Raw genomic sequence first — 22,479 nt, 5'->3', positions numbered from 1 at the left:
GGCCAAGGGCGTTCCGCGGGCCCGCTTCTGACGTTACCGTTCGGTAGGACAGTTGTGCTCCCGGAGGTGTCCCGTATGACGCTCGACCGTTCCGCCGGACTGGTGGAGACCGCCCGCGCGCTGGCCGCCGGGGAGGTGACCGCGCGGGCGCTCGTGGAGCGGTCCCTGGCGCGGATCGAGGCGACCCAGGGGTCGCTCAACGCCTTCCGGATCGTGCGCGCCGAGGCGGCTCTCGCCGAGGCCGACGCGGCGGACAGGGCGCTCGCCGAGGGGGCGCGGGGGCCGCTGCTCGGGGTGCCGGTGGCGGTGAAGGACGACATGGACGTGGCCGGGGAGCCGACCGCGTTCGGCTGCCCGGGCGAGTTCCCGGCGGCAGCCGAGGACGGTGAGGCGGTGCGGCGGCTGCGGGCGGCCGGAGCCGTGGTCGTCGGCAAGACCAACACCTGCGAACTGGGACAGTGGCCGTTCACCGAGGGACCCGCCTTCGGCGCGACCCGCAACCCGTGGAACCACGGTCACACGCCCGGCGGTTCGTCCGGCGGGTCGGCGGCCGCGGTCGCCGCGGGCCTGGTGCCCGCCGCGCTCGGCTCGGACGGCGCGGGCTCGGTGCGCATCCCCGCCTCCTGGACCAACCTGGTCGGCATCAAGCCGCAGCGCGGACGGATCTCGACCTGGCCGCGCGGCGAGTCCTTCCAGGGCATCACCGTCAACGGCCCGCTCGCCCGCACGGTCGCCGACGCCGCCCTGCTGCTCGACGCCGCCAGCGGCAACCACGCCCTCGACCCGCACCGGCCCGCGCCCCTGGACATCTCGGCGGCGGCCGGCCGCGACCCCGGACGGCTGCGCGTCGCCCTCGCGCTCAAACCGCCGTTCACCGCGCTGCCCACCCGGCTGCACCCGGAGATCCGCGCCCGGACGGTCGAACTCGCCGAGAAACTGGCCGCGTTGGGACACCACGTCGAGGAGGCGGACCCGCCCTACGGGCAGATCGGGCTGACCTTCGTGCCGCGCGCCACGGCCGGGCTCGCCGAGTGGGCGGGCGACGTGCCCTCCCCCGCGCTGCTGGACCCGCGCACGCGCGAGGCGGCCCGGCTCGGCCGGCTGCTGTCCGGGGCCCCGCTGCGCGCGGCCCGCCGGGCGGAAGCCACGCTGCACCGCCGGCTCGGCGGCTTCCTCACCTCGTACGACGTGATCCTCGCGCCGACGACGGCCGCTCCCCCGCCGCTGATCGGCGCGCTGGCGAGCCTCGGCGGCTTCGCCACCGACCGGGCGATGATCGCCGCCTGTCCCTACGCCTGGCCGTGGAACGTGCTGGGCTGGCCCGGGGTGAACGTCCCGGCCGGGTTCACCGGGGCGGGGCTGCCGGTCGGCGCCCAGCTCCTCGGGCCCGCGGCGAGCGAACCCCTGCTGGTGTCCCTCGCCGCGCAGTTGGAGGCCGAGCTGCGCTGGCACGAGCGGTGGCCGCCGCGGGAGCTGAGCGCGGATTCACCGGCCGCGTGAGCGGGCCGGGCCCGTACGCTGTGACCATGGACGACACCACGATGGTCGGGCTCCTCGGGCGGGTCACCGGCACGATCGGGCCCGGCCTGGTCGGCGAGGTGATCGTCCGCGTGCGCGGCGGCGCCGAGCACTTCCTCGCCTACGCGGCCACCGGGACCGACCGCATCGAGCGCGGCACGGTGGTGACGGTCGTCGAGTACCTGCCGCCCCGCACGGTCTACGTATCGGCCGTGTACGGCGGTTGAGGGCCCACGTCCCGTAAGTGCTCTGTACCAAGAGGGCAACAGGCCCTCGGTGGTGTATGTACACCCCGCTGTGCCCTGCCTCACACTCCCGGTACGTTCGGTGCCCTCACGGCACCCGGAACAGGGGGTGTGTGCCGATGTCTGTCGGCGTCATCGCGGGGACGGCCTTAGGCGCCCTGCTCGTTCTGACCGGTCTGTTCAAACTGATGTGGCGCGTCGCGGAACCCAACGAGGCCCTGATCATCTCCGGCTCCAAGCACAAGGTGGAGGGCCTGGAGGAGGGCATGGGGTTCCGTATCGTCACCGGCCGGGGCACGCTCGTGCTGCCCGGCGTGCAGGCCGTGCGCAAGCTCTCGCTCGACCTGAACCAGACCGAGCTGCACGTGGACTGCGTCACCCACCAGGGCATCCCGCTGAAGGTGCGGGGCGTGGTCATCTTCAAGGTCGGCGACGACTTCGTGTCGATCGCCAACGCCGCCCGCCGCTTTCTGGACCAGCAGAAGCTCATGGCGGAGCGGGTGCACACGGTGTTCGCCGGTCATCTACGGGCCATCGTCGGCGGGTTGACGGTCGAGGACATGATCCGCGACCGCGAGAAGCTCACCGGGCAGGCGCGGGCCGCCTGTGGCACGGAGATGGAGAAGCTGGGACTGATCGTCGACTCCCTCCAGATCCACGAGATCGAGGACCCGACCGGCTACATCAAGAACCTGTCCGCCCCGCACACCGCCGCCGTGCACCGCGACGCGCGCATCGCGCAGGCCGAGGCCGACCGGCTGGCCACCGAGGCCGAACAGCAGGCGTTCGCGCGGATGGCGGAGGCCACCCGGGACAGCGAGATCCTCAAGGCCGGCTACCAGGCCGAGCAGGACAAGGCCGCCGCCAAGGCCCGGCAGGCGGGGCCGCTCGCGGAGGCCGGGGCCAGACAGGAGGTCGTCGTCCAGGAGACCCGGGTCGCCGAACTGGAGGCCAAGCGGCGCGAACAGCAGCTCCAGGCGGACGTGCGCAAGCCCGCCGACGCCAAGGCCTACGAGAAGCGCACGCTGGCCGAGGCCGACCGTGACGCACGGATCTCGGTGGCCGAGGCCAAGGCGCGCGAGACCCGGGCCACCGGTGAGGCCGAGGCGGCCGCCACCCAGGCCAGGGGGCTGGCGGAGGCCGAGGCGCTGCGGGCCAAGGGGCTCGCCGACGCCGAGGGCATCAAGGCACGGGCGGCGGCCCTCGCCGAGAACCAGGAGGCCGTGGTCGCCCAGCAACTCGCCGAGAACTGGCCGGAGATCGTCCGGGCCGGCGCGTCGGCCTTCGGCAACGTCGACAACATGGTGCTGCTCAACGGCGCCGACGGCATGGCCGACCTGTTCGCTAAGGCGCTCACCATGGGCGGCACCGGGCTGGGTCTGGCCCGGCAGCTCCTCGCGTCCATGAACACGCAGAACTCGCCCTCGGAAAACGGCACTTCAGCGTTGAACGGGACCGCGACGCCGGCCGTGAACAAGGTCGGAGCCGACGGAGCCTGATCCTCGGTCGGCCAGCGCGGTCACGGGAGCGTCGACTTCGCCCCCGTGACCGCGTTCCCGTCGGCCGTCCCACGGACCCGCGTTCCCGTCGGCCTTCCCACGGCCCGCGTTCCCGTCAGCCGCCCCACGGACCCACGTTCCCGTCGGCCGTCCCACGGACCCACGTTCCCGTCGGCCGTCCCACGGATCCGCCACGAAGCCGCTGCCGGGCCTGACCGGGGCACGCGCGTCACGGACTGCCCCCGCCACGAGGCCGTTGCCGGTCCGGCCACCGGGCCGCGCCTCGCAACCGTCCCGGCCCGCAGGCCATCGCCCGGGAGCGAGCCGGTTCCCGGTCGCTCGGCGCGAACCGGGGTGCGCCCGGCGCCCGCTCGTCCGCAGCCCGTAGGGTGCCCCCGTGACCGCGTCCACCGAAGAGAACACCCCCGGCCGCCACGGCCCGTACGCCACCACCGACGCCCGGCCGCGTGAGGTGGGCCGAGTGCGGACGGAGTACGCGCCCGTGCACGACGGCGACCCCGACCCCGGGGAGATCGTCTGGACGTGGGTGCCGTACGAGGAGAACGACGGGCGGGGCAAGGACCGGCCCGTACTGGTCGTCGCCCGCGAGGCGGCCGGCACCCTGCTCGCCGTGCGGCTCTCCAGCAAGCGGCACGACGGCCGGCGCGACTGGGTGCCGATCGGCAGCGGCCCCTGGGACCGCACCGGGCGGGAGTCCTGGGTGGACGTAGACCGGGTGCTGCGGCTGCACGAGCGGGGCATGCGGCGCGAGGCCTGCGCCCTGGACCGGATGCGGTTCAACCTGGTCCGCCACCGGCTGCGGGAGCGCTACGGCTGGACCTGAGGGCGGCCGGCGCGCGCAGGGCGTCCGGAAGCGACACCCTATACGAACACGCGCTCGAAGGCGCCTCTGACCACCGCTCCCCGCGTGCGGTCCAGCACCCCGAACACCACGTGCTCGAAACGCCCCTCGAAGCGGCCGCCGGGCCGCAGCAGCGCGTGGAACGCGCCCGCCACCTGCGCGGGATCGTTCCGGAAGACCCCGCAGCCCCAGGCGCCCAGCACCAGTCGGCGATACCCCTCGGCGGCGGCCACCTCCAGGACGCGTTCGGCCCGGCCGCGCAGCGCGCGCGGGATCTCGGCGGCCCGCTCCGGGGACGTCCGCAGGACCACGCCCGCGTTCGGCGCGGCGGCCGTGAGGAAGCCCGCGAGGAACGGCTCGTCCAGCAGGCCGCCGTGGTCGTCGCGGAAGACGGGCACGGCGGGTGAGTGGATGACACGGTCCGTGTAGAACGTGTCGCGGTGGGTGCGGTGGTGGTCGTAGAACTCCGGAGCCTCGCGCAGGCAGGTGTACAGCGCCGAGGCGCGGCACAGGGCCTCTTCCTGGGCCTGGGCGCCGTTGAGGAAGCCGCCTCCCGGATTGCGGGCCGAGGCGAAGTTCAGGACGGCCACCCGGCCGCCGACGCGGCGGGCCGCCTCGAGGCTGCTCTCGCCGGTGACCTCGGTCTTCGTGGGTACCGGATCGGCCGGTGGGGGTGCCACCGGAGCCGGTCCGTACATCCGCGTGCCCTCCCGGGCGGCCGCGATCGCCGCGGCCAGCGGAACCTGCCGTCCGGCGGCGGAGCGGTAGCTCCCGGCCGCGACGATCTCTTCTGTCTGCCGGGCGATGCCACGCAGGCGCGCGCTCACGGCGCCACCCCCGTAGCCGCCGTGAACGCGCGTCCCGTGCCCTCCCCCGTCGTGCTCATGGAGAGATCCTGCGCGATGCTGTACGGGGCGGGCAAAGGGTTTTCCCGCGCCCCGCCCGGGCACCCGGGCCGACATCGCGAGAGCGCGGAGGGAACGGACCGGAAACGGACGGAGGCGTGCCGGGCCCCGGCCCCCGACTCACCTCGGGAGGACGGCCACGACACCGCGGAATCGGAGGTTCGGCGTCCTGGAAGTCGCGAAGGGTGCCCTTGTGCAATCCGTCACGGGGGTCTTGGGTGGGACGGGTGATGCCGACCGGGACCCTCGGGAACCGGGTCGGCGGCATACGGGAATCTCAGGAGGACCCCGACGTGTCCGATTCGGTAGGCGACTGTACGGGCGGCCGTACAGCGATCACGGAGGCAGAGGTCGAGGCGCTGGTCCACGGCATCTGCTTCAAGACGGGTCCACCCCGCACGGTCGGGGTGGAGGTGGAGTGGCTGATCCACGAGCCGCTCCGGCCACAGCAGCCGGTGGCACCCGAACGACTCTCCGCGGCGTACGCCGCACTGCGCGCCGTCCCGCTGAGCTCGGCGCTCACCGTGGAACCCGGCGGCCAGCTGGAGCTGAGCTCGCCGCCCGCCCCGTCCCTGACGGAGGCGGTGACCCTGGTCTCGGCGGACCTCTCCGCCGTGCGGGCGACCCTGCGCGAGGACGGACTCGCGCTCCTCGGTGTCGGCCAGGACCCCTGGCGTCCGCCGCGCCGCTATCTGCACTCCCCGCGCTACGACGCGATGGAGACCTGCCTGGACCGCACCGGCCCCGAGGGCCGCGCCATGATGTGCACCTCGGCCTCCGTCCAGGTGTGCCTGGACGCCGGTCACGAGGAACCGGGTCCGCTCGGACTCGGTCGGCGCTGGTGGCTCGCACACCAGCTCGGCGCGGTGCTGGTGGCCGCGTTCGCCAACTCTCCGCTGGCCGGCCGGCGGGTCACCGGCTGGCGCTCCACCCGGCAGCTGACCTGGACCCGGATCGGCCCCGGCCGGGCGGGCGCGCCCGCGCTGGACGGCGATCCGCGGGGCGCCTGGGCGCGCCATGTGCTCGACGCGCCGGTGATGTGTGTGCGCGGGGACGGCGGGACCTGGCAGGTGCCCGAGGGGCTCAGCTTCCGGGAGTGGACCCGCTCGGGCGTGCCACGGCCGCCCACCCGTGAGGATCTGGACTACCACATCACCACGCTGTTCCCCCCGGTGCGGCCGCGGGGGCATCTGGAACTGCGCATGATCGACGCCCAGCCGGGCGACGACGGCTGGATCGTGCCGCTCGCGGTGACGACCGCCCTGTTCGACGACCCGGAGGCCGCGGAGACGGCCTACCGGGCGGTGAAGCCGCTGGCGGAGCGGTCGCGGTCGCTGCCCGCGCCGCACAATCCGCTCTGGCGCGACGCGGCCCGCGACGGACTCACCGACCCGGAGCTGCGCGAGGTGGCCGAGATCTGCTTCGCCGCCGCGCTGGAGGCGCTGCCCCGGCTCGGGGCGGGCCGGGAGATCACCGACACCGTCGCGGCGTACACCGAGCGCTACGTGGCCCGCGGGCGCTGCCCCGCCGACGATCTGCTCGACCGCGTCCATGACACGGCTCTCCCCCCGGTCGCCGGGAAGAGGTCCGTGCCGCACGGGAAGGACATCCCCGCATGACCACCGAGCCCGCCCACGACGCCGAGGCCCTGCGCGACCTGGCGCTGGTCTCGCTCACCACGGCCCGCGCCCGCACCACCCTGCTGACCAGCTGCGTGGAGGACCCGGATCTCACCGCCCAGCACTCGCCGCTGATGTCGCCGCTGGTGTGGGACCTGGCGCACATCGGCAACCAGGAGGAGCAGTGGCTGCTGCGGGCCGTCGCCGGGCAGGAGGCGATACGGCCCGAGATCGACAGCCTGTACGACGCCTTCGAGCACCCGCGTTCGGAGCGGCCCACGCTGCCGCTGCTGGCCCCGGCCGAGGCCCGCAGGTACGCCGCCGAGGTGCGCGGCCGGGTGCTGGACGTGCTGGAGGGTGCCGCGCTGCACGGCACGCGGCTGACCGAGGCGGGGTTCGCCTTCGGGATGATCGCGCAGCACGAACAGCAGCACGACGAGACCATGCTGATCACCCATCAGCTGCGCAGCGGCCCGCAGGCGCTGACCGCGCCGGACCCGGAGCCGGTGCCGCTGTTCACCGGGCCGCCCGAAGTCCTGGTGCCCGGGGGCCCGTTCACCATGGGCACCTCGGCCGAGCCGTGGTCGCTGGACAACGAACGCCCCGCGCACGTCCGCGAGACGGCGCCCTTCTGGATCGACACCACGCCGGTCACCAACGGCGCCTACCTCCGGTTCATCGAGGACGGCGGCTACGGGTCCGAGCGCTGGTGGACGGCCGAGGGCTGGGCGCATGTGCGCCGCAACTCCCTGCACGCCCCGCTGTTCTGGCGCCGCGAGGGCGGGCAGTGGCTGCGCCGCCGGTTCGGGGTCACCGAGGTGGTGCCGCCCGAGGAGCCGGTGGTGCACGTGTGCTGGTACGAGGCCGACGCGTACGCGCGCTGGGCCGGGCGGCGGCTGCCCACCGAGACGGAGTGGGAGAAGGCCGCCCGCTTCGACCCGGCCTCCGGGCGCTCCCGGCGCTACCCGTGGGGCGACGCCGCCCCCGCGCCCGAGCACGCCAACCTCGGCCAGCGCCATCTGCGCCCGGCCCCGGCCGGCAGCTATCCGGCGGGTGAGTCCCCGCTCGGGGTGAGGCAGTTGATCGGCGACGTGTGGGAGTGGACGGCGAGCGACTTCCTGCCGTACCCGGGGTTCTCCGCGTTCCCGTACAAGGAGTACTCGGAGGTGTTCTTCGGCCCCGAGCACAAGGTGCTGCGCGGTGGTTCGTTCGCCGTGGACCCGGTCGCCTGCCGGGGCACCTTCCGCAACTGGGACTATCCGATCCGGCGGCAGATCTTCTCCGGGTTCCGCACGGCCCGCTCGGAGGACGTCTGATGTGTCGTCATCTGGCCTACATGGGGCCCGAGTTGCCGATCGGCCGACTGCTGTTCGAGCCACCGCACTCGCTGTACCGGCAGTCCTGGGCGCCCCGCCGGCAGCGGCACGGCACCGTGAACGCCGACGGTTTCGGGGTCGGCTGGTACGCCGAGGGCGATCCGGTGCCGGCCCGCTACCGCCGCTCCGGGCCGATCTGGGCCGACGGCGGCATCACCGATCTCGCCCGGGTGGTGCGTACGACCGCGCTGCTGGCGGCGGTCCGGGACGCCACCGTGCCGAGCGCGGACGGGGAGGCCGCGGCGGCCCCGTTCGCCGCGGACCACTGGCTGTTCAGCCACAACGGCGCGGTGGCGGGCTGGCCGGACTCCCTGGCCCGGATCGCCACCGGCCTCCCCCCGGTCGATCTGCTGCGGCTCGCGGCGCGCAGCGACTCGGCGGTCGTCTGGGCGCTGGTCCTGGCCCGGCTCAGGGCCGGGGACGACCTCGGCCGGGCGCTGGGCGACACCGTGCCCGAGGTGGCCTCGGCCGCCCCGGGCTCCCGGCTGAACCTGCTTCTGACCGACGGCACCGCCGTCGCGGCGACGGCCTGGGGCGACACGCTCTGGTACCGCGCGGAGCCGGGCCGGGGCACGGCCGTGGCCTCCGAGCCGTACGACGACGATCCGCTCTGGCAGGAGGTGCCCGACCGCACGCTGCTCGTGGCGAGCGCCACGGACGTGCAGCTCTCCCCGCTCAAGGAACCGAGTGACGCCTCGGCCCCCGCAACCCCGAAGGAGCCCCGTACGTGAGCCCGTTCCTTCTCACCCGCCTGCTGGCCGAGGACGCCATGGACGCCGCGCTGCGCGCCGACGTCCTGCACGGTCTGACCGCGCGGCCCAAGACGCTGCCGCCGAAGTGGTTCTACGACGCCCACGGCAGCGACCTGTTCGAGCAGATCACCGAACTGCCCGAGTACTACCCGACGCGCGCCGAGCGGGAGATCCTGCTCGGCCGGTCCGGCGAGATCGCCGCGGCGCTGCCCGCCCGGACGCTGATCGAGCTGGGCTCGGGCTCCTCCGACAAGACCCGGCATCTGCTGGCCGCGCTGACCTCGCTGGAGACCTACGTCCCCGTCGACGTCAGCGAGAGCGCCCTCGCGCAGGCCGGGGAGTCGCTGGTGGAGGAGTTCCCGGGGCTCGCCGTGCACGGGCTGATCGCCGACTTCACGGCGGGGATGAGTCTGCCGGACACGCCGGGCCCACGGCTGCTGGCCTTCCTCGGCGGCACGATCGGCAATCTGCTGCCCGCCGAGCGGGCCGCGTTCCTGGCCTCCGTACGGGCGCTGCTCTCCCCCGGGGACGCTCTGCTGCTCGGCACGGACCTGGTCAAGGACGAGGGGGTGCTGGTCCGGGCGTACGACGACGCGGCCGGGGTGACGGCGGCGTTCAACAAGAACGTGCTGACCGTGGTCGACCGGGAGCTGGGAGCCGACTTCGACCCGGCCGCGTTCGAGCACGTGGCGCTCTGGGACGCCGAGCGGGAGTGGATCGAGATGCGGCTGCGCTCGCGTGCCGAGCAGACCGTGAAGATCCCGGCGCTGGACCTCGCGGTCGACTTCGCGGCCGGCGAGGAGCTGCGCACGGAGGTGTCGGCGAAGTTCCGCAAGGAGGGCGTGCGCGGCGAACTCGCCGCCGCCGGGCTCGAACTGAGCCACTGGTGGACGGACTCCGAGGGACGGTTCGCGCTCTCGCTGAGCACGGCGCGGTGAGCGCGCGTACCGGGCGGTGAGCGCGCGTACCGGGCGGCCCGGGTGTCCGGCCGCCCGGTACGGCACCGGGCGGGGCGGGACTCCGCGCGGCCGCCCGGCGCTCGGCCGGTTCAGTACAGGGACAGCTGGTCGGTGATCCGGTCGGAGGCACGGCGGGCCTCGGTCTCGGGGTCGGCGCCGCCCAGCACCCGGGTCATGTACGGCTTGATGGGGTTCTCCGCCTCCACCTTGGCCCACTCGGGGGTGGTGGGGGTGGCCCGGCCCTGCGCGGCCCCGGCCGCCATGGCGGCGACGCCCTCCTCGCCCGCCACGGCGGCGGCGAGCGTGGTCTTGTTGGGCACGTAGTTCATGGTGCGGGCCAGGTCGGTGTTCCACTTGGCCCCGGTGAGCGCCTCGACGACCTCGATCGCGCGGTCGGGTACATCGGTGTTCTCGGGCACGACGAGGTCGCTGCCGCCGGTGAAGACGGCGCCGGGCTGCGACGCGTCGCGGCCGGGCACGGGGAAGAAGCCCAGCTTGCCCTCCAGTTCGGGGTTCTGCTGCACGATCGCCCGGGCGAGTCCGGGGACGGCCACGATCTGGGCTATCCGCCCCTTCGCGAACTCGCCCGACTGCGGCGGGTGTTCCTCGTCCGCGTCGACGGGGCCGTCGCCGAGGGCCTGGAGGCTGCGGTAGTACTCCATGCCGCGCAGCGCCTCCGGGCTGTCCAGGGCGCCCTGCCAGGGGCCGCCGGTGTCCTCGGCGAGTTCGCCGCCCTCGTCCCAGATGAACCCGGCGAGGGTGTACCAGTCCTGACCCGCCAGGTAGATGCCCTGGTTGCCGTCGGAGTCCAGCTTCTCGGTGACCTCGAGCCACTTCTCGCGGGTCTTGGGCGGTTTGACGCCGGCCTCGGCGAACAGGTCCTTGCGGTAGATCACCACGCGGTTGGCGGCGTACCAGGGGATGCCGTACTGATGGCCGCGGAGTTTGCCGGGTTCGGCGAGGCCGGGCAGCCACTGCGCGCTGCCCCAGTCCCGCACGGACTCCAGGGTGAGATCGAGGAGTCTGCCGCCGTCGACGTACTGCGGCACCTGGGTGTTGCCGACCTCGATGACGTCGGGGCCGGGCTCCGCTTCCTCGCCCTTCGCCTCCAGCGCGGTCTGGACCTTGGCGCCGATGCCGGTCCATTCCTGGATGCGGATGTCGAGGTCGATGTCGGCGTGGGCGCGTTCGAAGTCCTCGGTGAAGCGTTCGATGTACTCGCCGGAGGCGCTGTCCTTCATGAGCCAGACGGTGACGGTCTGCCGTTCGGTGCTGCCCGGCAGCATTCCGCATCCCCCGACGAGGGAGGCGGACACGCAGACGAGGGCGAGGAGGCGGCGTTTCACGGGGTCGGTCCTGTTCTGCCTGACGGACAGGGCAAAGGAACCCGACGTGGGGGGACGGGCAAAGGCGCCCGCACGGGTGAAGCAGGATTTTGGTATGTACCAATGCGAAGGTCAAGGGGCGGCGGCCGACGCCTCGCGCTCGGCCGCCGCCTGGGGCACGGTGGAGTGACGCGCGCCACACGCGGCGCTGCCGTCGTCTCAGGAGGAGCACCCGCATGTCGAACCACACCTACCGGGTCACCGAGATCGTCGGAACCTCGCCCGACGGGGTCGACCAGGCCGTCCGCAACGGCATCGCCCGCGCCTCGCAGACCCTCCACAATCTGGACTGGTTCGAGGTCACCCAGGTCAGGGGCCAGATCGAGAACGGCACCATCGCGCACTGGCAGGTCGGCCTGAAGGTCGGCTTCCGCCTGGACGAGACGGGCTGAGCCCGCTCAGGTCCGCCCCTCGCCCTCCTGGGCCGCCCTCAGCTCCCCCGACGGGGCGGTCCAGCGGGCGCGTACGACGCGGAAGCCCGCCCGTTCGGCGTCCTCGCACACCAGCTCGTCGTCGTCCACCAGCATCCGGACCTCACGGGTCCGGGCGAGGCGGCGCAGGACCTCCAGCTTGGTGTGCCGGGCGGGCCTGCGGTCGCCGTTGCGCCGCATGTGCAGCGGCCCCTCGGGCAGTCCGTGGGCCGCGAGCCACTCCAGGGTGTCCCGGCGGCAGCGCTCGGGCCGCCCGGTGAGGTACACGACCTCGCACTCCCCGGAGCTCTCCAGCGCCAGCGCGACCCCCTGCGGGATCGGCGGGTCATGGGGCGCGGCCGCGAAGAACGCGTCCCAGTCGCGCGGCCTGGCCTCCAGGAAGCGCTGGCGGTGGGCGGTGCCGGCGAGGGTGTTGTCCAGGTCGAACACGGCGAGCGGCCGTCGGCTGTCAGTGGTCACGCGCTCACCCTAGGGCCCTTCTGATGGATCTCCGCAGGAGAAGGAGCGGCATCCGGTGCGTGCGATCGGTATGCGGTGCGGAGGGTCGTGTGGCGGAGCCACCTGTCCCTTCACGCCGTGCGGCTGGGGGCACCTCCCACGCCCCTGAGGCGGTGAGGGAGGGCGTGCCGGGCGTCGCGACGCCGCGGAGATCCCTCAGAAGGGCCCTGGAGCGGGAACGCCGGCTTCCGGCGGGCGGAGTCACTGTCCCCGGGGCCGGCCCGCGTACGCCCGGCCCGGAGGGGCCGCGGAAGTGCCCGAGATCGAGGTGGTGACGCGGTGCCCCCGACGGGCGACAGGACCAGGGGCGGTCCCGCATGGGTTCGAACCACGAAGTACGCGTGACCGGCGCACCGGGCACTTCCGGCGCCCAGGCCGCCAGGGGCCTGGTCAGGGCTTCACCGTAGGCGGGTACGGCGTGAGTCGGCCGGCGGATCACCCGGCCGGGCTCGACCGTCCGCCGCCGCGCCCGCCTCTCGGCACGGTCACCAGCCTCTCCAACTCCCTGCGCGTGGGCGCGGACCGGGTGATCGACCTGGGCCCGGGCGGCGGCGAGGCGGGCGGCCGGACCGTCGCCGCGGGGAGCGCGCGGGAGGTGGCGAGAGCCGCGGGGAGCGCGCGGGAGGCGGGCGCGGCGGCAGGGAGCGCCACGGCGCCGTATCCGGCGCGGGCGTTGCGCCGTGGGGCACGGCCGCGACGGGCACCGGACCCCGGGTCCAGGGCCCTTCTGACGACGCCGCGGTGATCCGCCAAAGGGCCCTGGAGGCCGTCCCTAGGCGACGAGGGCCGCGTGGGTCCGGTCGGGGCCGCCGCCCACCGTGCCGAGTTCCGCCGCGTGGGCCAGCGTGCGGCGGTCGGGGTGGGACAGGGGGGCGATGGGCGGCCGGAGGTCGACCTCGGCGATCACCTGGCGGGTGGTGACCACCCGCCACACCGAGGTGAGCAGGGAGTCGTCGCCGATGAAGGCGGGCAGCGTGGTGGCCGAGCCGTCGGCGAGCCGGTAGCGGATGCGGACCGGCTGGACGGGGACGCCCGCGTCCAGGGCGGCCTGGAACACCGCCCGCCGGAACCGGCCCTGGGCGCGGCCGCACCAGGTGCTGCCCTCGGGGAAGACACCGACGGCCGCACCGGAGCGCAGGGCGTCGGCGAGCCGGGCGACCGTGTCGGGCAGCGCCCGCAGCCGGTCCCGGTCGATGAACACGGCGCCGCGCGCGGCGAGCGGGCCCGCCACGGGCCAGTCGCGGATCTCCTTCTTGGCCAGCATGCGGGCCGGGCGTACGGCGGCCAGCAGCGGGATGTCCAGCCAGGAGATGTGGTTGGCGACCAGCAGCAGCCCGCCGGAGGAGGCGGCGTCACCGGTGATGCGCGGCCGCACGCCCGCCGAGCGCACGATCCACCGGCACCAGCGCCGCACCAGGTCCGGGGGGATCCGCCCGCCCAGCGGGGACGCCAGGACCCCGGCGAGGACCAGCCCCAGCACCGCCGTGAGCCGCAGCACACCACGTGCCACGGCCACGGCGGACGGCCCCGGGGCCTCCACGCACGCGCGGGAGGTGCAGGGCGCGCTGGGCAGCCAGCCGCTCATCAGACCGGGACGAGCGAGAGGAAGTGCTTGAGGTAGCGCGCGTCGACCCGGCGCATCGACAGCAGCACATACAGGTCGGCGACCCCGAAGTCCGCGTCGTACGCGGGCTCGCCGCACACCCAGGCGCCGAGGCGCAGATAGCCGCGCAGCAGGGGCGGCAGCTCGGTGCGGCCGGCGGGGCGGGTGACGCCCTCGGTGTTCCAGGGCACCAGCGGCCGTACCCGGAACTCCTCCGGGGCGAGGTGCTTGGCCCGCACCCGGTCCCAGGTGCCGGCCGCGAGGGCGCCGCCGTCGGCGAGGGGCAGCGAGCAGCAGCCCGCGAGCCACTCGTGGCCGCCGTCGACCATGTAGCGGGCGATGCCGGCCCAGATCAGGCCGATGACCGCGCCGTCGCGGTGGTCGGGGTGCACGCAGGAGCGGCCGACCTCGACCAGGCCGGACCGGATGCCGTCCAGCCGTGACAGCTCGAACTCGCCCTGCGAGTACAGCCGTCCGGCGACCGCGGCGCGCTCCGGCGGGAGCAGCCGGTAGGTTCCGACGACCTGGTCCGTGAGGGTGTCCCGGACCAGCAGGTGGTCGCAGTAGGCGTCGAACTCGTCGATGTCGAGCCCGGGCCGCGCGGTGGCCAGGCGGGCTCCCATCTCCCCGGCGAAGACCTCGTGGCGCAGACGCTGAGCGGCGCGCACGTCGTCCTCGGTGCGGGCCAGGGTGACGGTGTAGCGGGTGGGTGCCGCCGGCTGTGGGGGGCGGTCGAGGGTGGTGACACCGGACATGGCTCTCTCCTGGGCACGGGCCGGTCGAGCGGGGCTGGGGACACCCCTGTTCTCCCGATGCCGGTTGTCGTGTACGTGACCTGTGCCAGGAGCGCGGATGTGAGGATGCTGAATGGCAGGGGCGGAGCGGCGTGACGCGAGACGGGGCCGGGGAAGAGCACCGCTCCCCGGCCCCGCCCGTCCGCGCTTCCCGGCGAACGTTCACATCACGCCCCGAGGGGCGCCGGCGCCCCCGCGGCCGCACGGCCACGTCCGGACGACGGCCGACCCTCACGGCACCACCCGTACGCATCCGCGCACGGCAGGTCCCCTACGGCATCACCCGTACGCCGCTACCGCTTGGCCTTGCGCACGGCCCGCAGCCACTCCTTGTTCATGCCGGTGATGGACACCAGCGGGATTCCCTTGGGGCACGCCGTCGCGCACTCCCCCGCGAGCGTGCACCCGCCGAAGCCCTCCTCGTCCATCTGCGCCACCATGTCGAGCACCCGGGTCTCCCGCTCGGGCGCGCCCTGCGGCAGCACGTTCAGATGGTTGATCTTGGCGGAGGTGAACAGCATCGCGGCGCCGTTCGGGCAGGCCGCCACGCACGCCCCGCAGCCGATGCACTCCGCGTGCTCGAAGGCGAGGTCCGCGTCGGGCTTGGGCACGGGCGTGGCGTGGGCCTCGGGGGCGGAGCCGGTGGGCGCGGTGATGTACCCGCCGGCCTGGATGATCCGGTCGAACGCCGTCCGGTCGACGACCAGGTCCTTGATCACCGGGAACGCCGACGCCCGCCACGGCTCGACGTCGATCGTGTCGCCGTCCTCGAAGGACCGCATGTGCAACTGGCAGGTCGTGGTGCGCTCCGGCCCGTGCGCGTCGCCGTTGATCACGAGCGAGCACGCGCCGCAGATGCCCTCGCGGCAGTCGTGGTCGAAGGCCACGGGGTCCTCACCGCGCAGGATGAGTTCCTCGTTGAGGGTGTCCAGCATCTCCAGGAAGGACATGTCGGGCGAGATGCCGTCCACCTCGTACGTGGACATGGCGCCGTCGGCGTCGGCGTCGCGCTGGCGCCATACGCGCAGATTGAGCCTCATGCGTAACTCCGCTGAGTGGGGTGGACGTACTCGAAGACCAGGTCTTCCCGGTGCAGGACGGGCGCCTCGCCGGTGTCGGTGAACTCCCAGGCGGCCGCGTAGGAGAACTCCTCGTCCCGGCGGGCCGCCTCGCCGTCCGGGGTCTGGGACTCCTCGCGGAAGTGCCCGCCGCAGGACTCGGCGCGGTGCAGCGCGTCGAGGCACATCAGCTCGGCGAGCTCCAGGTAGTCGACGACGCGGTTGGCCTTCTCCAGGGACTGGTTGAACTCCTCGCCGGTGCCGGGCACCTTGATCCGCCGCCAGAACTCCTCGCGGATCTGCGGGATGCGCTCCAGCGCCTTGCGCAGTCCGGCGTCGCTGCGGGCCATGCCGCAGAACTCCCACATCAGTTCACCGAGTTCGCGGTGGAAGGAGTCCGGGGTGCGGTCGCCGTCCACCGAGAGCAGCAGATTGAGCCGGTCCTCGGTCTCCGCCAACGCCTCCTGGACGACGGGGTGTTCGTCGGTGACCGGTTCCTGGTGGGGGTTACGGGCGAGGTAGTCGTTGATGGTGGACGGCAGCACGAAGTAGCCGTCGGCGAGTCCCTGCATCAGCGCGGACGCGCCCAGCCGGTTCGCCCCGTGGTCGGAGAAGTTGGCCTCGCCGATCGCGAACAGACCGGGGACGGTGGTCTGGAGGTCGTAGTCGACCCACAGGCCGCCCATCGTGTAGTGCACGGCCGGGTAGATCCGCATCGGCACCTCGTACGGATCCTCGTCGGTGATCCGCTGGTACATGTCGAAGAGGTTGCCGTACTTCGCCTCCACGGCCTTGCGGCCCATCCGCGCGATGGCGTCGGCGAAGTCCAGGTAGACGCCCTGGCCGCCGGGGCCGACACCGCGGCCCTCGTCGCAGACGTTCTTCGCGGCGCGGGAGGCGATGTCGCGCGGCACCAGGTTGCCGAAGGACGGGTAGATGCGCTCCAGGTAGTAGTCGCGCTCGTCCTCGGGGATCCGGTTGGCCGGGCGGGTGTCGCCCTTGGCCTTCGGCACCCAGATCCGGCCGTCGTTGCGCAGCGACTCGCTCATCAGCGTCAGCTTGGACTGGTGGTCGCCGGTGCGCGGGATGCACGTCGGGTGGATCTGGGTGAAGCACGGGTTGGCGAAGTACGCCCCGCGCCGGTGGGCCCGCCAGACCGCGGTGGCGTTGGAGTTCATGGCGTTCGTCGACAGGTAGAAGACGTTGCCGTAGCCGCCGCTGGCGAGGACGACGGCGTCCGCGAAGTAGGTGTCGATCCGGCCGGTGACCAGGTCCCTGGCCACGATCCCGCGCGCCCGGCCGTCGACCACGATCAGGTCGAGCATCTCGGTGCGCGGATGCAGCTCCACGTTGCCCGCGGCGATCTGACGGCTGAGCGCCTGGTACGCGCCGAGCAGCAGCTGCTGGCCCGTCTGGCCGCGGGCGTAGAAGGTCCGGGACACCTGGACGCCGCCGAAGGAGCGGGTGTCGAGCAGGCCGCCGTACTCACGGGCGAAGGGCACGCCCTGGGCCACGCACTGATCGATGATCTCGACGGAGATCTGCGCGAGGCGGTGCACATTGGACTCGCGGGCGCGGAAGTCGCCGCCCTTGACGGTGTCGTAGAACAGCCGGTGCACCGAGTCGCCGTCGTTGCGGTAGTTCTTCGCCGCGTTGATGCCGCCCTGGGCCGCGATGGAATGCGCGCGGCGCGGGGAGTCCTGGTAGCAGAACTGGACGACGTGGTAGCCCTGTTCGGCGAGGGTGGCCCCGGCGGAGCCGCCCGCGAGGCCGGTGCCGACGACGATCACCGTGTGCTTGCGCCGGTTTGCCGGGTTGACCAGCCTGGCCTCGAAGCGGCGCCTGTCCCAGCGCCCGTCGACGGGCCCGGAGGGCGCCTTGCCGTCGGCGACCGGCTCACCGGTCCGGTACTGCGTGTACGGGTTCATCTTCAGCTCACCACTCCGGTCATCACGCCCACGGGCACGGCGACGAAGCCGGCGGTGAGCAGCAGGGCGAGGACGTCGGCGCTCGTCTTCAGGGCACGGTCCCGGGTGCGGCTGCCGACGCCGAGGGTCTGCGCGGCGCTCCAGAAGCCGTGCCGTACGTGCAGGCCGACGGCGAGCATGGCCACGATGTAGATCACGTTGCCGTACCAGGTGGAGAAGGTGTCGACCACGTTCTCGTAGGGACGGCCCTCCTGGAAGCCGCCGCTGTGCACATGGCCGGTGGTCAGGTCCAGGAGGTGCCAGACGATGAACAGGGCCATGATGATCCCGCCCCAGCGCATGGTCCGGGTGGCGTAGCTCGCCCGGAGCCTGCTGTGCGCGTACTTGGCCGGCCGGGCCCTGATGTCGCGGCGGCTGAGCTGGTACGCGGAGACGGCGTGCGCGACCACGGCGACGATCAGCACGACACGGAACAGCCACAGCGTCCAGCCGTAGTGCACGAACGGCTCACCGAGCGTACGCAGCCAGTGGGCGTAGTGGTTGAAGTCCCCGGGACCGAAGAAGATCTTGAGGTTGCCGAAAGCGTGTACGACCAGGTACAGCAGCATGATCACACCGCTGACGGCCATCACGGTCTTCTTGCCGACGGTGCTGTCCCAGATGGTGCGCGCCAAGGACGGCCGTCGGTCCGTCCGCGTTGCCAGAGCCATGGGTCATGACGCTAGGGCCGTCGGACCCCATCGGTCCAAGACATGGTCCGGCTCGTTTCCATAGGCACTGACTATGCTTGCAGGATGCAGTTCCAGCAGCTCCAGTACTTCGTGGCGGTCGCCGAGACCCGGCACTTCACCCGGGCCGCCGAGGCGGTGCACGTCGCCCAGCCGTCCCTGTCCCAGCAGATCAAGGCGCTGGAGCGGGAGCTGGGGGCCGATCTGTTCCTGCGGGCGCGCGGGAACATCACGCTCACCGACGCCGGTGAGGCGCTGCTGCCGCTGGCCCGGCGGATCCTCGCGGACGCGGACACCGCGCGGCACGAGGTGCAGGAGCTGGTGCAGCTCCAGCGCGGGCGGGTGCGGCTGGGCGCGACGCCGAGTCTGTGCACGGGGCTGCTGCCGGATGTGCTGCGGGCCTTCCACGACCGCTATCCGGGCATCCGGCTGCTGATCGAGGAGGGCGGCTCGCTCGACCTCGTACGCCAGCTGGCGCGCGGCGTGCTCGATCTCGCGCTGGTGGTGCAGCCGCTGCCGACGCCGGCGCCGGCGCTGACGACGGTGGTGCTGCTGCGGGAGGACCTCGTGGTGATCTCCTCACCGGACTCGCCGTGGCCGGGCGCGCGGCGGACGGTGGCCGTCGCCGACCTCGAGGGGCAGCGGCTGGTGATGTTCCGGCACGGGTACGACCTGAGGGAGCTGACCGTCACCGCGTGCCGCTCCGCCGGGTTCGAGCCGGACTTCGCGGTGGAGGGCGGGGAGATGGACGCGGTGCTGGGGTTCGTGCGGGCGGGGCTGGGGGTGGCGGTGGTGCCGCGGATGGTCGCGGCGCGGTCGGGGCTCGGGCTGCGGGTGACGCCGCTGGCCCGGCCCGGACTGCATCGCACGATCGCGCTCGCGCATCGCAGTGACGTGGCGCCGCCGCGGGCTGCGCGGGAGTTGCAGCGGATGCTGTTGGAGCGGTGACGGTTTCGCCGTGGGGCGCAGGGTGGTTTCGGGGTTTCCGTTCGTCGTGGTTGTTCGCCGTGGGGCTCGGGGTTGGTTTCGGGCCTTTCCGTTCGTCGTGGTTGTTCGCGCAGTTCTTCGCGCCCCCGAAAGCAGGGCGTTGCTGCCCCGCGGCCCACGACGTCACCCCGGAGTCGGTCACGACCCCGCGGCGAGCCGCACATCCATACAGCCCCGCGCCCCTGAAAGCAGGGCGGCGGAGCCGTGGGGTGGTACGGCTCCGCGGCGTTGAAAGGCAGGGCGGCCTGGCTCAGCCCGTGGCGTCTGCCAGGGCCAGTTCGTGGAGGCGTTCCGGGGGGCCGGGGCGGGCGTAGTACCAGCCCTGGGCCGTGTCGCAGCCGAGTATGCGGAGTTGTTCCGCCTGGGCTCCGGTCTCCACGCCCTCGACCGTGACCGCGAGGTCGAGGCTGTGGGCGAGGGAGACGATGCCCTCCACGATCTTCAGGTCGACCGGGTCCGCCGGGAACTGCTGCATGCTCTGGGTGAAGGAGCGGTCGAGCTTGAGCACGCTCACCGGCAGACGGCGCAGGTTCGCCAGGTTCGAGTAGCCGGTGCCGAAGTCGTCCAGGGCGATGTCCACGCCCATGTCCGCCAGTCGGCGCAGCGGCTTCAGCAGGGCGTCGTCGGCGCCGATCAGGGCCGACTCGGTGACCTCCAGACACAGGGCGTCGGGGGTGACGCCCTCGGCCTCCAGGATGTCCACGGTGTCCTGCACCAGGCGGGGATGGCTGAGCTGGCAGGGCGAGAGGTTGACGTTGATGCGCAACGGGACGTCCCCGACGTGCCGTTCGCGCCACTGGCGGGCCTGGCGGACCGACTGCTCCAGCACCCAGCGGCCCAACGGCACGATGAGTCCGGTGTGTTCGGCGAGCGGGATGAAACGGTCCGGGCCGAGGACACCGTGCTGCGGGTGCAGCCAGCGCACCAGGGCCTCGGCACCCCGGACACCACCGTCCCCGAGGTGGACGATGGGCTGGTACTCGATGAAGAACTCGCCGTGCTCCAGGGCGGTGGGCAGCGCGGTGGTCAGGCCGTGCCGGGTGATCGCGCGGGCGTCGGCCTCGGGGTCGGCCAGCTCGAAGCGGTTGCCGCCCGCCGACTTGGCCCGGTACATGGTGATGTCGGCGCTGCGCAGCACCTCGGCCGCGCTGCGCTCGCCGCCCGCCGGGCCCTCGACGACACCGATGCTGCCGCGCACGGTGAGCTCACGGCCGTCGATGCGGACCGGGGCGAGCAGCGCGTTCATGATGCGGGCGGCCAGGTCGTCGACCTCGGTCCGGGTGTCCGGGCCGGTCGTCAGCGCCACGAACTCGTCACCGCCCAGACGGGCGACCATCTCGCCCGGCGCGGTGGCGCAGGACTGGAGCCGGTCGGCGATCTCCACGAGCAGCCTGTCGCCGGCCGCGTGGCCGAGGCTGTCGTTGATGGTCTTGAAGCCGTCCAGGTCGAGGTAGCACAGGCCGAAGCGCTGGCCGGGCGCGGCGTTGAGGGCCTTCTCCAGGCGCTCGAAGAACAGGGTGCGGTTGGGCAGGCCGGTGAGCGCGTCGTGGGTGGCCTCGTAGCGCAGCCGCAGGTTGAGCAGCCGGCGCTCGGTGGTGTCCTCCATCAGTGCCAGCTGGTACTGGGGGCGCCCCTCGGTGTCACGCAGCAGGGACACGGTGAGGTTGGTCCACAGGACGGTGCCGTCGGGACGGTAGAAGGCCTTCTCGACGTGGTAGTGCTCGCGCTCGCCGCGCACCAGCTCCTCGTACAGCCGCCACACCTGCGGGGCGTCCTCGGCGTGCGTCCAGTCGCGGACGTTGCGGCCGCGTACGTTCTGCTCGAAGCCGCCGAACATGCGCAGCAGCGCGTCGTTGACCTCCAGGATGTTGCCGTCGAGGTCGGAGATGCCGATCCCTATGGCGGCGCCCTCGAAGACCGCGCGGAAGCGGGCCTCGCTGGCGTGCAGGGCGTGGGCCACGACGCCCTGGGCGCGCAGCGCGGCCTGCGCGATGGACTCCTGCTCGGCGAGGGTGCGTTCGCGCAGCTCCTGGGCGAACCCGGCGGCCATGGCGTGCTGGAGGCGGGAGGAGCGGGCCCGCAGGTCCTCCTGGACGCCGTCCTCGCCGCAGTAGAGCACCAGATAGGCGTCGACGCAGTCGAGGGTGCGGCTGAGGGCCTCGGGGTCGGTGCAGTGGACGTCGACGAGGGCGGCGCCGACCGCCCGGCCCTCGGCCGCGTCGAACGCCCTGGCATGCAGCGCCGCGCTCAGCCGCCGGGCGAGCGGCAGCAGTTGCGTCTCGAACTCCGGCCGGGTCAGCGAGGTCGCCGTGACCGGGTACACGGCCCGGCTCCAGATCGTCGCGAACCGGCGCAGTCTGTCCTCGGGCCCGTCCGGTTCCGCGGTCACGCGGTACGCCCCACGCCCGCGAAACCGGAGAACGCGTAGGGATCCTCGTCCTCCGGTGCGGTGTCGGGCCGCCAGTGCGGCATCGCCACCAGTCCGGGTTCCACCATGTCGTACCCCTCGAAGAACCGCGCGATCTCGTCGCGCGAGCGCATGATCAGCGGGTTGCGGATGTCCCGGTACACGTCCACCGCGCCCTCGGCCCGCTCGGCGGGGACCGGGATTCCCTCGTACGAGGCATGCGTGAGGATCAGCATGCTGCCGGGGGCGAGCGCGTCGCGCAGCCCGGCCACCGCTCGGTACGGGTCGTCCGTGTCTTCCACGAAGTGCAGTATGGCAACCAGAAGCAGCGCCACCGGTCGGTTCAGGTCGATCAGCCGGCCGACTTCGGGACTTCCGAGGATGTCCTCGGGCTTCCTGAGGTCGGCGGCGACGACGTCCGTGCGCTCGTTGCCCGCCAGTACCGCCCGGCCGTGGGCGACGGCGACCGGGTCGTGGTCGACGTAGACGACGTGCGCGTCGGGGTGTACGGCCTGGGCGACCTCGTGGACGGCGCCGTGCGTGGGGATACCGGAGCCGATGTCGAGGAACTGGGTGATTCCCTCCCCGGCCGCGTGCCGCACCGCGCGGCGCATGAACGCCCGGTTCGCCTGCATGATCTTGGGCAGGCCCGGCATGAACTCCATCGCCTTTCGAGCGGCTTCCCGGTCGACCTCGAAGTTGTGCGAACCGCCGAGGTAATAGTCGTAGATCCGGGAAACGCTCGGCACCGAGATGTCGATGCTCCGTGGGGCCCAGGCGGGACGCTCCATCTATCTCTCCAAGGGCGTTGGCGATCCGGTGTTCGAGCAGAGGCTACTGATCGCCCGCCAAAGGAGCGAGCCGAAACGGAAATTGACCATCCGTTCCCGGTCACTGCCTGTGGCACGTGCCGTTATGGAGACGT

Annotated in this window: 20 protein-coding genes; 10 read left to right on the top strand and 10 right to left on the bottom strand. The window is 73.0% G+C overall.

Annotation, left to right across the window (positions count from 1 at the left end; all coding sequences use genetic code 11):
* The first annotated feature begins 75 nt into the window (after nt 1-75).
* From ACFYR0_RS08100 to ACFYR0_RS08085, 4 genes are all read left to right on the top strand, one after another.
* Nucleotides 76-1,500 (top strand): amidase, encoded by a 1,425-nt coding sequence (locus tag ACFYR0_RS08100; protein ID WP_389323128.1) that lies wholly within the window; start codon nt 76-78, stop codon nt 1,498-1,500.
* A 41-nt stretch (nt 1,501-1,541) separates the two neighbouring features.
* A complete protein-coding gene (locus ACFYR0_RS08095) occupies nt 1,542-1,745 on the top strand; it encodes a hypothetical protein (protein ID WP_389323762.1) in 204 nt (67 codons plus the stop codon).
* 137 nt (nt 1,746-1,882) lie between these two features.
* Complete coding sequence (locus ACFYR0_RS08090) at nt 1,883-3,262, top strand: flotillin family protein (protein ID WP_389323126.1); 1,380 nt, start codon at nt 1,883-1,885, stop codon at nt 3,260-3,262.
* Between the two features lie 397 nt (nt 3,263-3,659).
* On the top strand, nt 3,660-4,106 hold the full coding sequence (locus tag ACFYR0_RS08085) for a type II toxin-antitoxin system PemK/MazF family toxin (protein WP_389323124.1): 447 nt from the start codon (nt 3,660-3,662) through the stop codon (nt 4,104-4,106).
* A gap of 38 nt (nt 4,107-4,144) precedes the next feature.
* Here ACFYR0_RS08085 and ACFYR0_RS08080 read toward each other — a convergent pair whose 3' ends face one another.
* Nucleotides 4,145-4,951 (bottom strand): TIGR02452 family protein, encoded by an 807-nt coding sequence (locus tag ACFYR0_RS08080; RefSeq protein ID WP_389323122.1) that lies wholly within the window; start codon nt 4,949-4,951, stop codon nt 4,145-4,147.
* Between the two features lie 371 nt (nt 4,952-5,322).
* On the opposite strand from ACFYR0_RS08080, the gene egtA reads away from it, so the two are divergent.
* Genes egtA through egtD form a run of 4 tightly spaced genes read left to right on the top strand, consistent with a single transcriptional unit; the run spans nt 5,323 to nt 9,714 of the window.
* Entirely contained in the window at nt 5,323-6,648 is a 1,326-nt protein-coding gene (gene egtA / locus ACFYR0_RS08075; protein WP_389323120.1) for an ergothioneine biosynthesis glutamate--cysteine ligase EgtA, read from the top strand.
* Nucleotides 6,645-7,964, top strand: coding sequence for an ergothioneine biosynthesis protein EgtB (gene egtB, locus ACFYR0_RS08070; protein WP_389323118.1), 1,320 nt, complete (start codon nt 6,645-6,647; stop codon nt 7,962-7,964). Before egtA ends, egtB begins: the two co-directional genes overlap by 4 nt.
* Entirely contained in the window at nt 7,964-8,755 is a 792-nt protein-coding gene (egtC, locus tag ACFYR0_RS08065) for an ergothioneine biosynthesis protein EgtC (protein ID WP_389323116.1), read from the top strand. Before egtB ends, egtC begins: the two co-directional genes overlap by 1 nt.
* Entirely contained in the window at nt 8,752-9,714 is a 963-nt protein-coding gene (egtD, locus tag ACFYR0_RS08060) for an L-histidine N(alpha)-methyltransferase (RefSeq protein WP_389323114.1), read from the top strand. The genes egtC and egtD overlap by 4 nt, the downstream gene beginning before the upstream one ends.
* A 110-nt stretch (nt 9,715-9,824) precedes the next feature.
* On the opposite strand, the gene ACFYR0_RS08055 is transcribed toward egtD, so the two are convergent.
* Nucleotides 9,825-11,081, bottom strand: a complete 1,257-nt coding sequence (locus ACFYR0_RS08055; protein WP_389323112.1) for an extracellular solute-binding protein — start codon at nt 11,079-11,081, stop codon at nt 9,825-9,827.
* 215 nt (nt 11,082-11,296) lie between these two features.
* Here ACFYR0_RS08055 and ACFYR0_RS08050 point away from each other — a divergent pair, with 215 nt between their 5' ends.
* Nucleotides 11,297-11,512, top strand: coding sequence for a dodecin (locus ACFYR0_RS08050; protein ID WP_389323110.1), 216 nt, complete (start codon nt 11,297-11,299; stop codon nt 11,510-11,512).
* A 6-nt stretch (nt 11,513-11,518) separates the two neighbouring features.
* Here the strand turns inward: ACFYR0_RS08050 and ACFYR0_RS08045 are convergent, their stop codons facing one another.
* The 6 genes from ACFYR0_RS08045 to ACFYR0_RS08020 all read right to left on the bottom strand — a co-directional run bounded on the left by ACFYR0_RS08045 (nt 11,519) and on the right by ACFYR0_RS08020 (nt 18,106).
* A complete protein-coding gene (locus tag ACFYR0_RS08045) occupies nt 11,519-12,010 on the bottom strand; it encodes a hypothetical protein (protein WP_389323108.1) in 492 nt (163 codons plus the stop codon).
* Between the two features lie 811 nt (nt 12,011-12,821).
* Complete coding sequence (locus tag ACFYR0_RS08040) at nt 12,822-13,634, bottom strand: lysophospholipid acyltransferase family protein (protein WP_389323106.1); 813 nt, start codon at nt 13,632-13,634, stop codon at nt 12,822-12,824.
* Nucleotides 13,634-14,407: a GNAT family N-acetyltransferase gene (locus tag ACFYR0_RS08035; RefSeq protein ID WP_389323104.1), complete on the bottom strand. Its 774-nt coding sequence runs from the start codon at nt 14,405-14,407 to the stop codon at nt 13,634-13,636. The genes ACFYR0_RS08040 and ACFYR0_RS08035 overlap by 1 nt, the downstream gene beginning before the upstream one ends.
* Before the next feature lie 332 nt (nt 14,408-14,739).
* Nucleotides 14,740-15,486, bottom strand: a complete 747-nt coding sequence (locus tag ACFYR0_RS08030; RefSeq protein WP_389323102.1) for a succinate dehydrogenase/fumarate reductase iron-sulfur subunit — start codon at nt 15,484-15,486, stop codon at nt 14,740-14,742.
* The gene (locus ACFYR0_RS08025) at nt 15,483-17,432 is read right to left on the bottom strand and encodes a fumarate reductase/succinate dehydrogenase flavoprotein subunit (protein ID WP_389323100.1); all 1,950 of its coding nucleotides are present in this window, start codon (nt 17,430-17,432) and stop codon (nt 15,483-15,485) included. Before ACFYR0_RS08025 ends, ACFYR0_RS08030 begins: the two co-directional genes overlap by 4 nt.
* A 2-nt stretch (nt 17,433-17,434) precedes the next feature.
* Nucleotides 17,435-18,106: a succinate dehydrogenase gene (locus tag ACFYR0_RS08020; RefSeq protein WP_389323759.1), complete on the bottom strand. Its 672-nt coding sequence runs from the start codon at nt 18,104-18,106 to the stop codon at nt 17,435-17,437.
* A 120-nt stretch (nt 18,107-18,226) separates the two neighbouring features.
* On the opposite strand from ACFYR0_RS08020, the gene ACFYR0_RS08015 reads away from it, so the two are divergent.
* The gene (locus ACFYR0_RS08015) at nt 18,227-19,108 is read left to right on the top strand and encodes a LysR family transcriptional regulator (RefSeq protein WP_389323098.1); all 882 of its coding nucleotides are present in this window, start codon (nt 18,227-18,229) and stop codon (nt 19,106-19,108) included.
* Between the two features lie 289 nt (nt 19,109-19,397).
* Here ACFYR0_RS08015 and ACFYR0_RS08010 read toward each other — a convergent pair whose 3' ends face one another.
* Nucleotides 19,398-21,536: a putative bifunctional diguanylate cyclase/phosphodiesterase gene (locus ACFYR0_RS08010; RefSeq protein ID WP_389323096.1), complete on the bottom strand. Its 2,139-nt coding sequence runs from the start codon at nt 21,534-21,536 to the stop codon at nt 19,398-19,400.
* Nucleotides 21,533-22,345 (bottom strand): SAM-dependent methyltransferase, encoded by an 813-nt coding sequence (locus ACFYR0_RS08005; RefSeq protein ID WP_389323094.1) that lies wholly within the window; start codon nt 22,343-22,345, stop codon nt 21,533-21,535. Before ACFYR0_RS08005 ends, ACFYR0_RS08010 begins: the two co-directional genes overlap by 4 nt.
* Nucleotides 22,346-22,479: the final 134 nt, after the last annotated feature.

The sequence above is a fragment of the Streptomyces sp. NPDC005017 genome (genome assembly GCF_042873115.1).
GTDB lineage: Bacteria > Actinomycetota > Actinomycetes > Streptomycetales > Streptomycetaceae > Streptomyces.
This window is presented reverse-complemented; position numbering and strand designations above follow the sequence as displayed.

Bases quoted from the DNA above. Each gene is read 5' to 3' on its own strand.
- ACFYR0_RS08030 (WP_389323102.1), bottom strand. From the start codon at position 15,486: ATGAGGCTCAATCTGCGCGTATGGCGCCAGCGCGACGCCGACGCCGAC.
- ACFYR0_RS08100 (WP_389323128.1), top strand. From the start codon at position 76: ATGACGCTCGACCGTTCCGCCGGACTGGTGGAGACCGCCCGCGCGCTG.
- egtC (WP_389323116.1), top strand. From the start codon at position 7,964: ATGTGTCGTCATCTGGCCTACATGGGGCCCGAGTTGCCGATCGGCCGA.
- ACFYR0_RS08095 (WP_389323762.1), top strand. From the start codon at position 1,542: ATGGTCGGGCTCCTCGGGCGGGTCACCGGCACGATCGGGCCCGGCCTG.
- ACFYR0_RS08035 (WP_389323104.1), bottom strand. From the start codon at position 14,407: ATGTCCGGTGTCACCACCCTCGACCGCCCCCCACAGCCGGCGGCACCC.
- egtB (WP_389323118.1), top strand. From the start codon at position 6,645: ATGACCACCGAGCCCGCCCACGACGCCGAGGCCCTGCGCGACCTGGCG.
- ACFYR0_RS08040 (WP_389323106.1), bottom strand. From the start codon at position 13,634: ATGAGCGGCTGGCTGCCCAGCGCGCCCTGCACCTCCCGCGCGTGCGTG.
- ACFYR0_RS08015 (WP_389323098.1), top strand. From the start codon at position 18,227: ATGCAGTTCCAGCAGCTCCAGTACTTCGTGGCGGTCGCCGAGACCCGG.
- ACFYR0_RS08025 (WP_389323100.1), bottom strand. From the start codon at position 17,432: ATGAACCCGTACACGCAGTACCGGACCGGTGAGCCGGTCGCCGACGGC.
- ACFYR0_RS08005 (WP_389323094.1), bottom strand. From the start codon at position 22,345: ATGGAGCGTCCCGCCTGGGCCCCACGGAGCATCGACATCTCGGTGCCG.
- ACFYR0_RS08050 (WP_389323110.1), top strand. From the start codon at position 11,297: ATGTCGAACCACACCTACCGGGTCACCGAGATCGTCGGAACCTCGCCC.
- ACFYR0_RS08090 (WP_389323126.1), top strand. From the start codon at position 1,883: ATGTCTGTCGGCGTCATCGCGGGGACGGCCTTAGGCGCCCTGCTCGTT.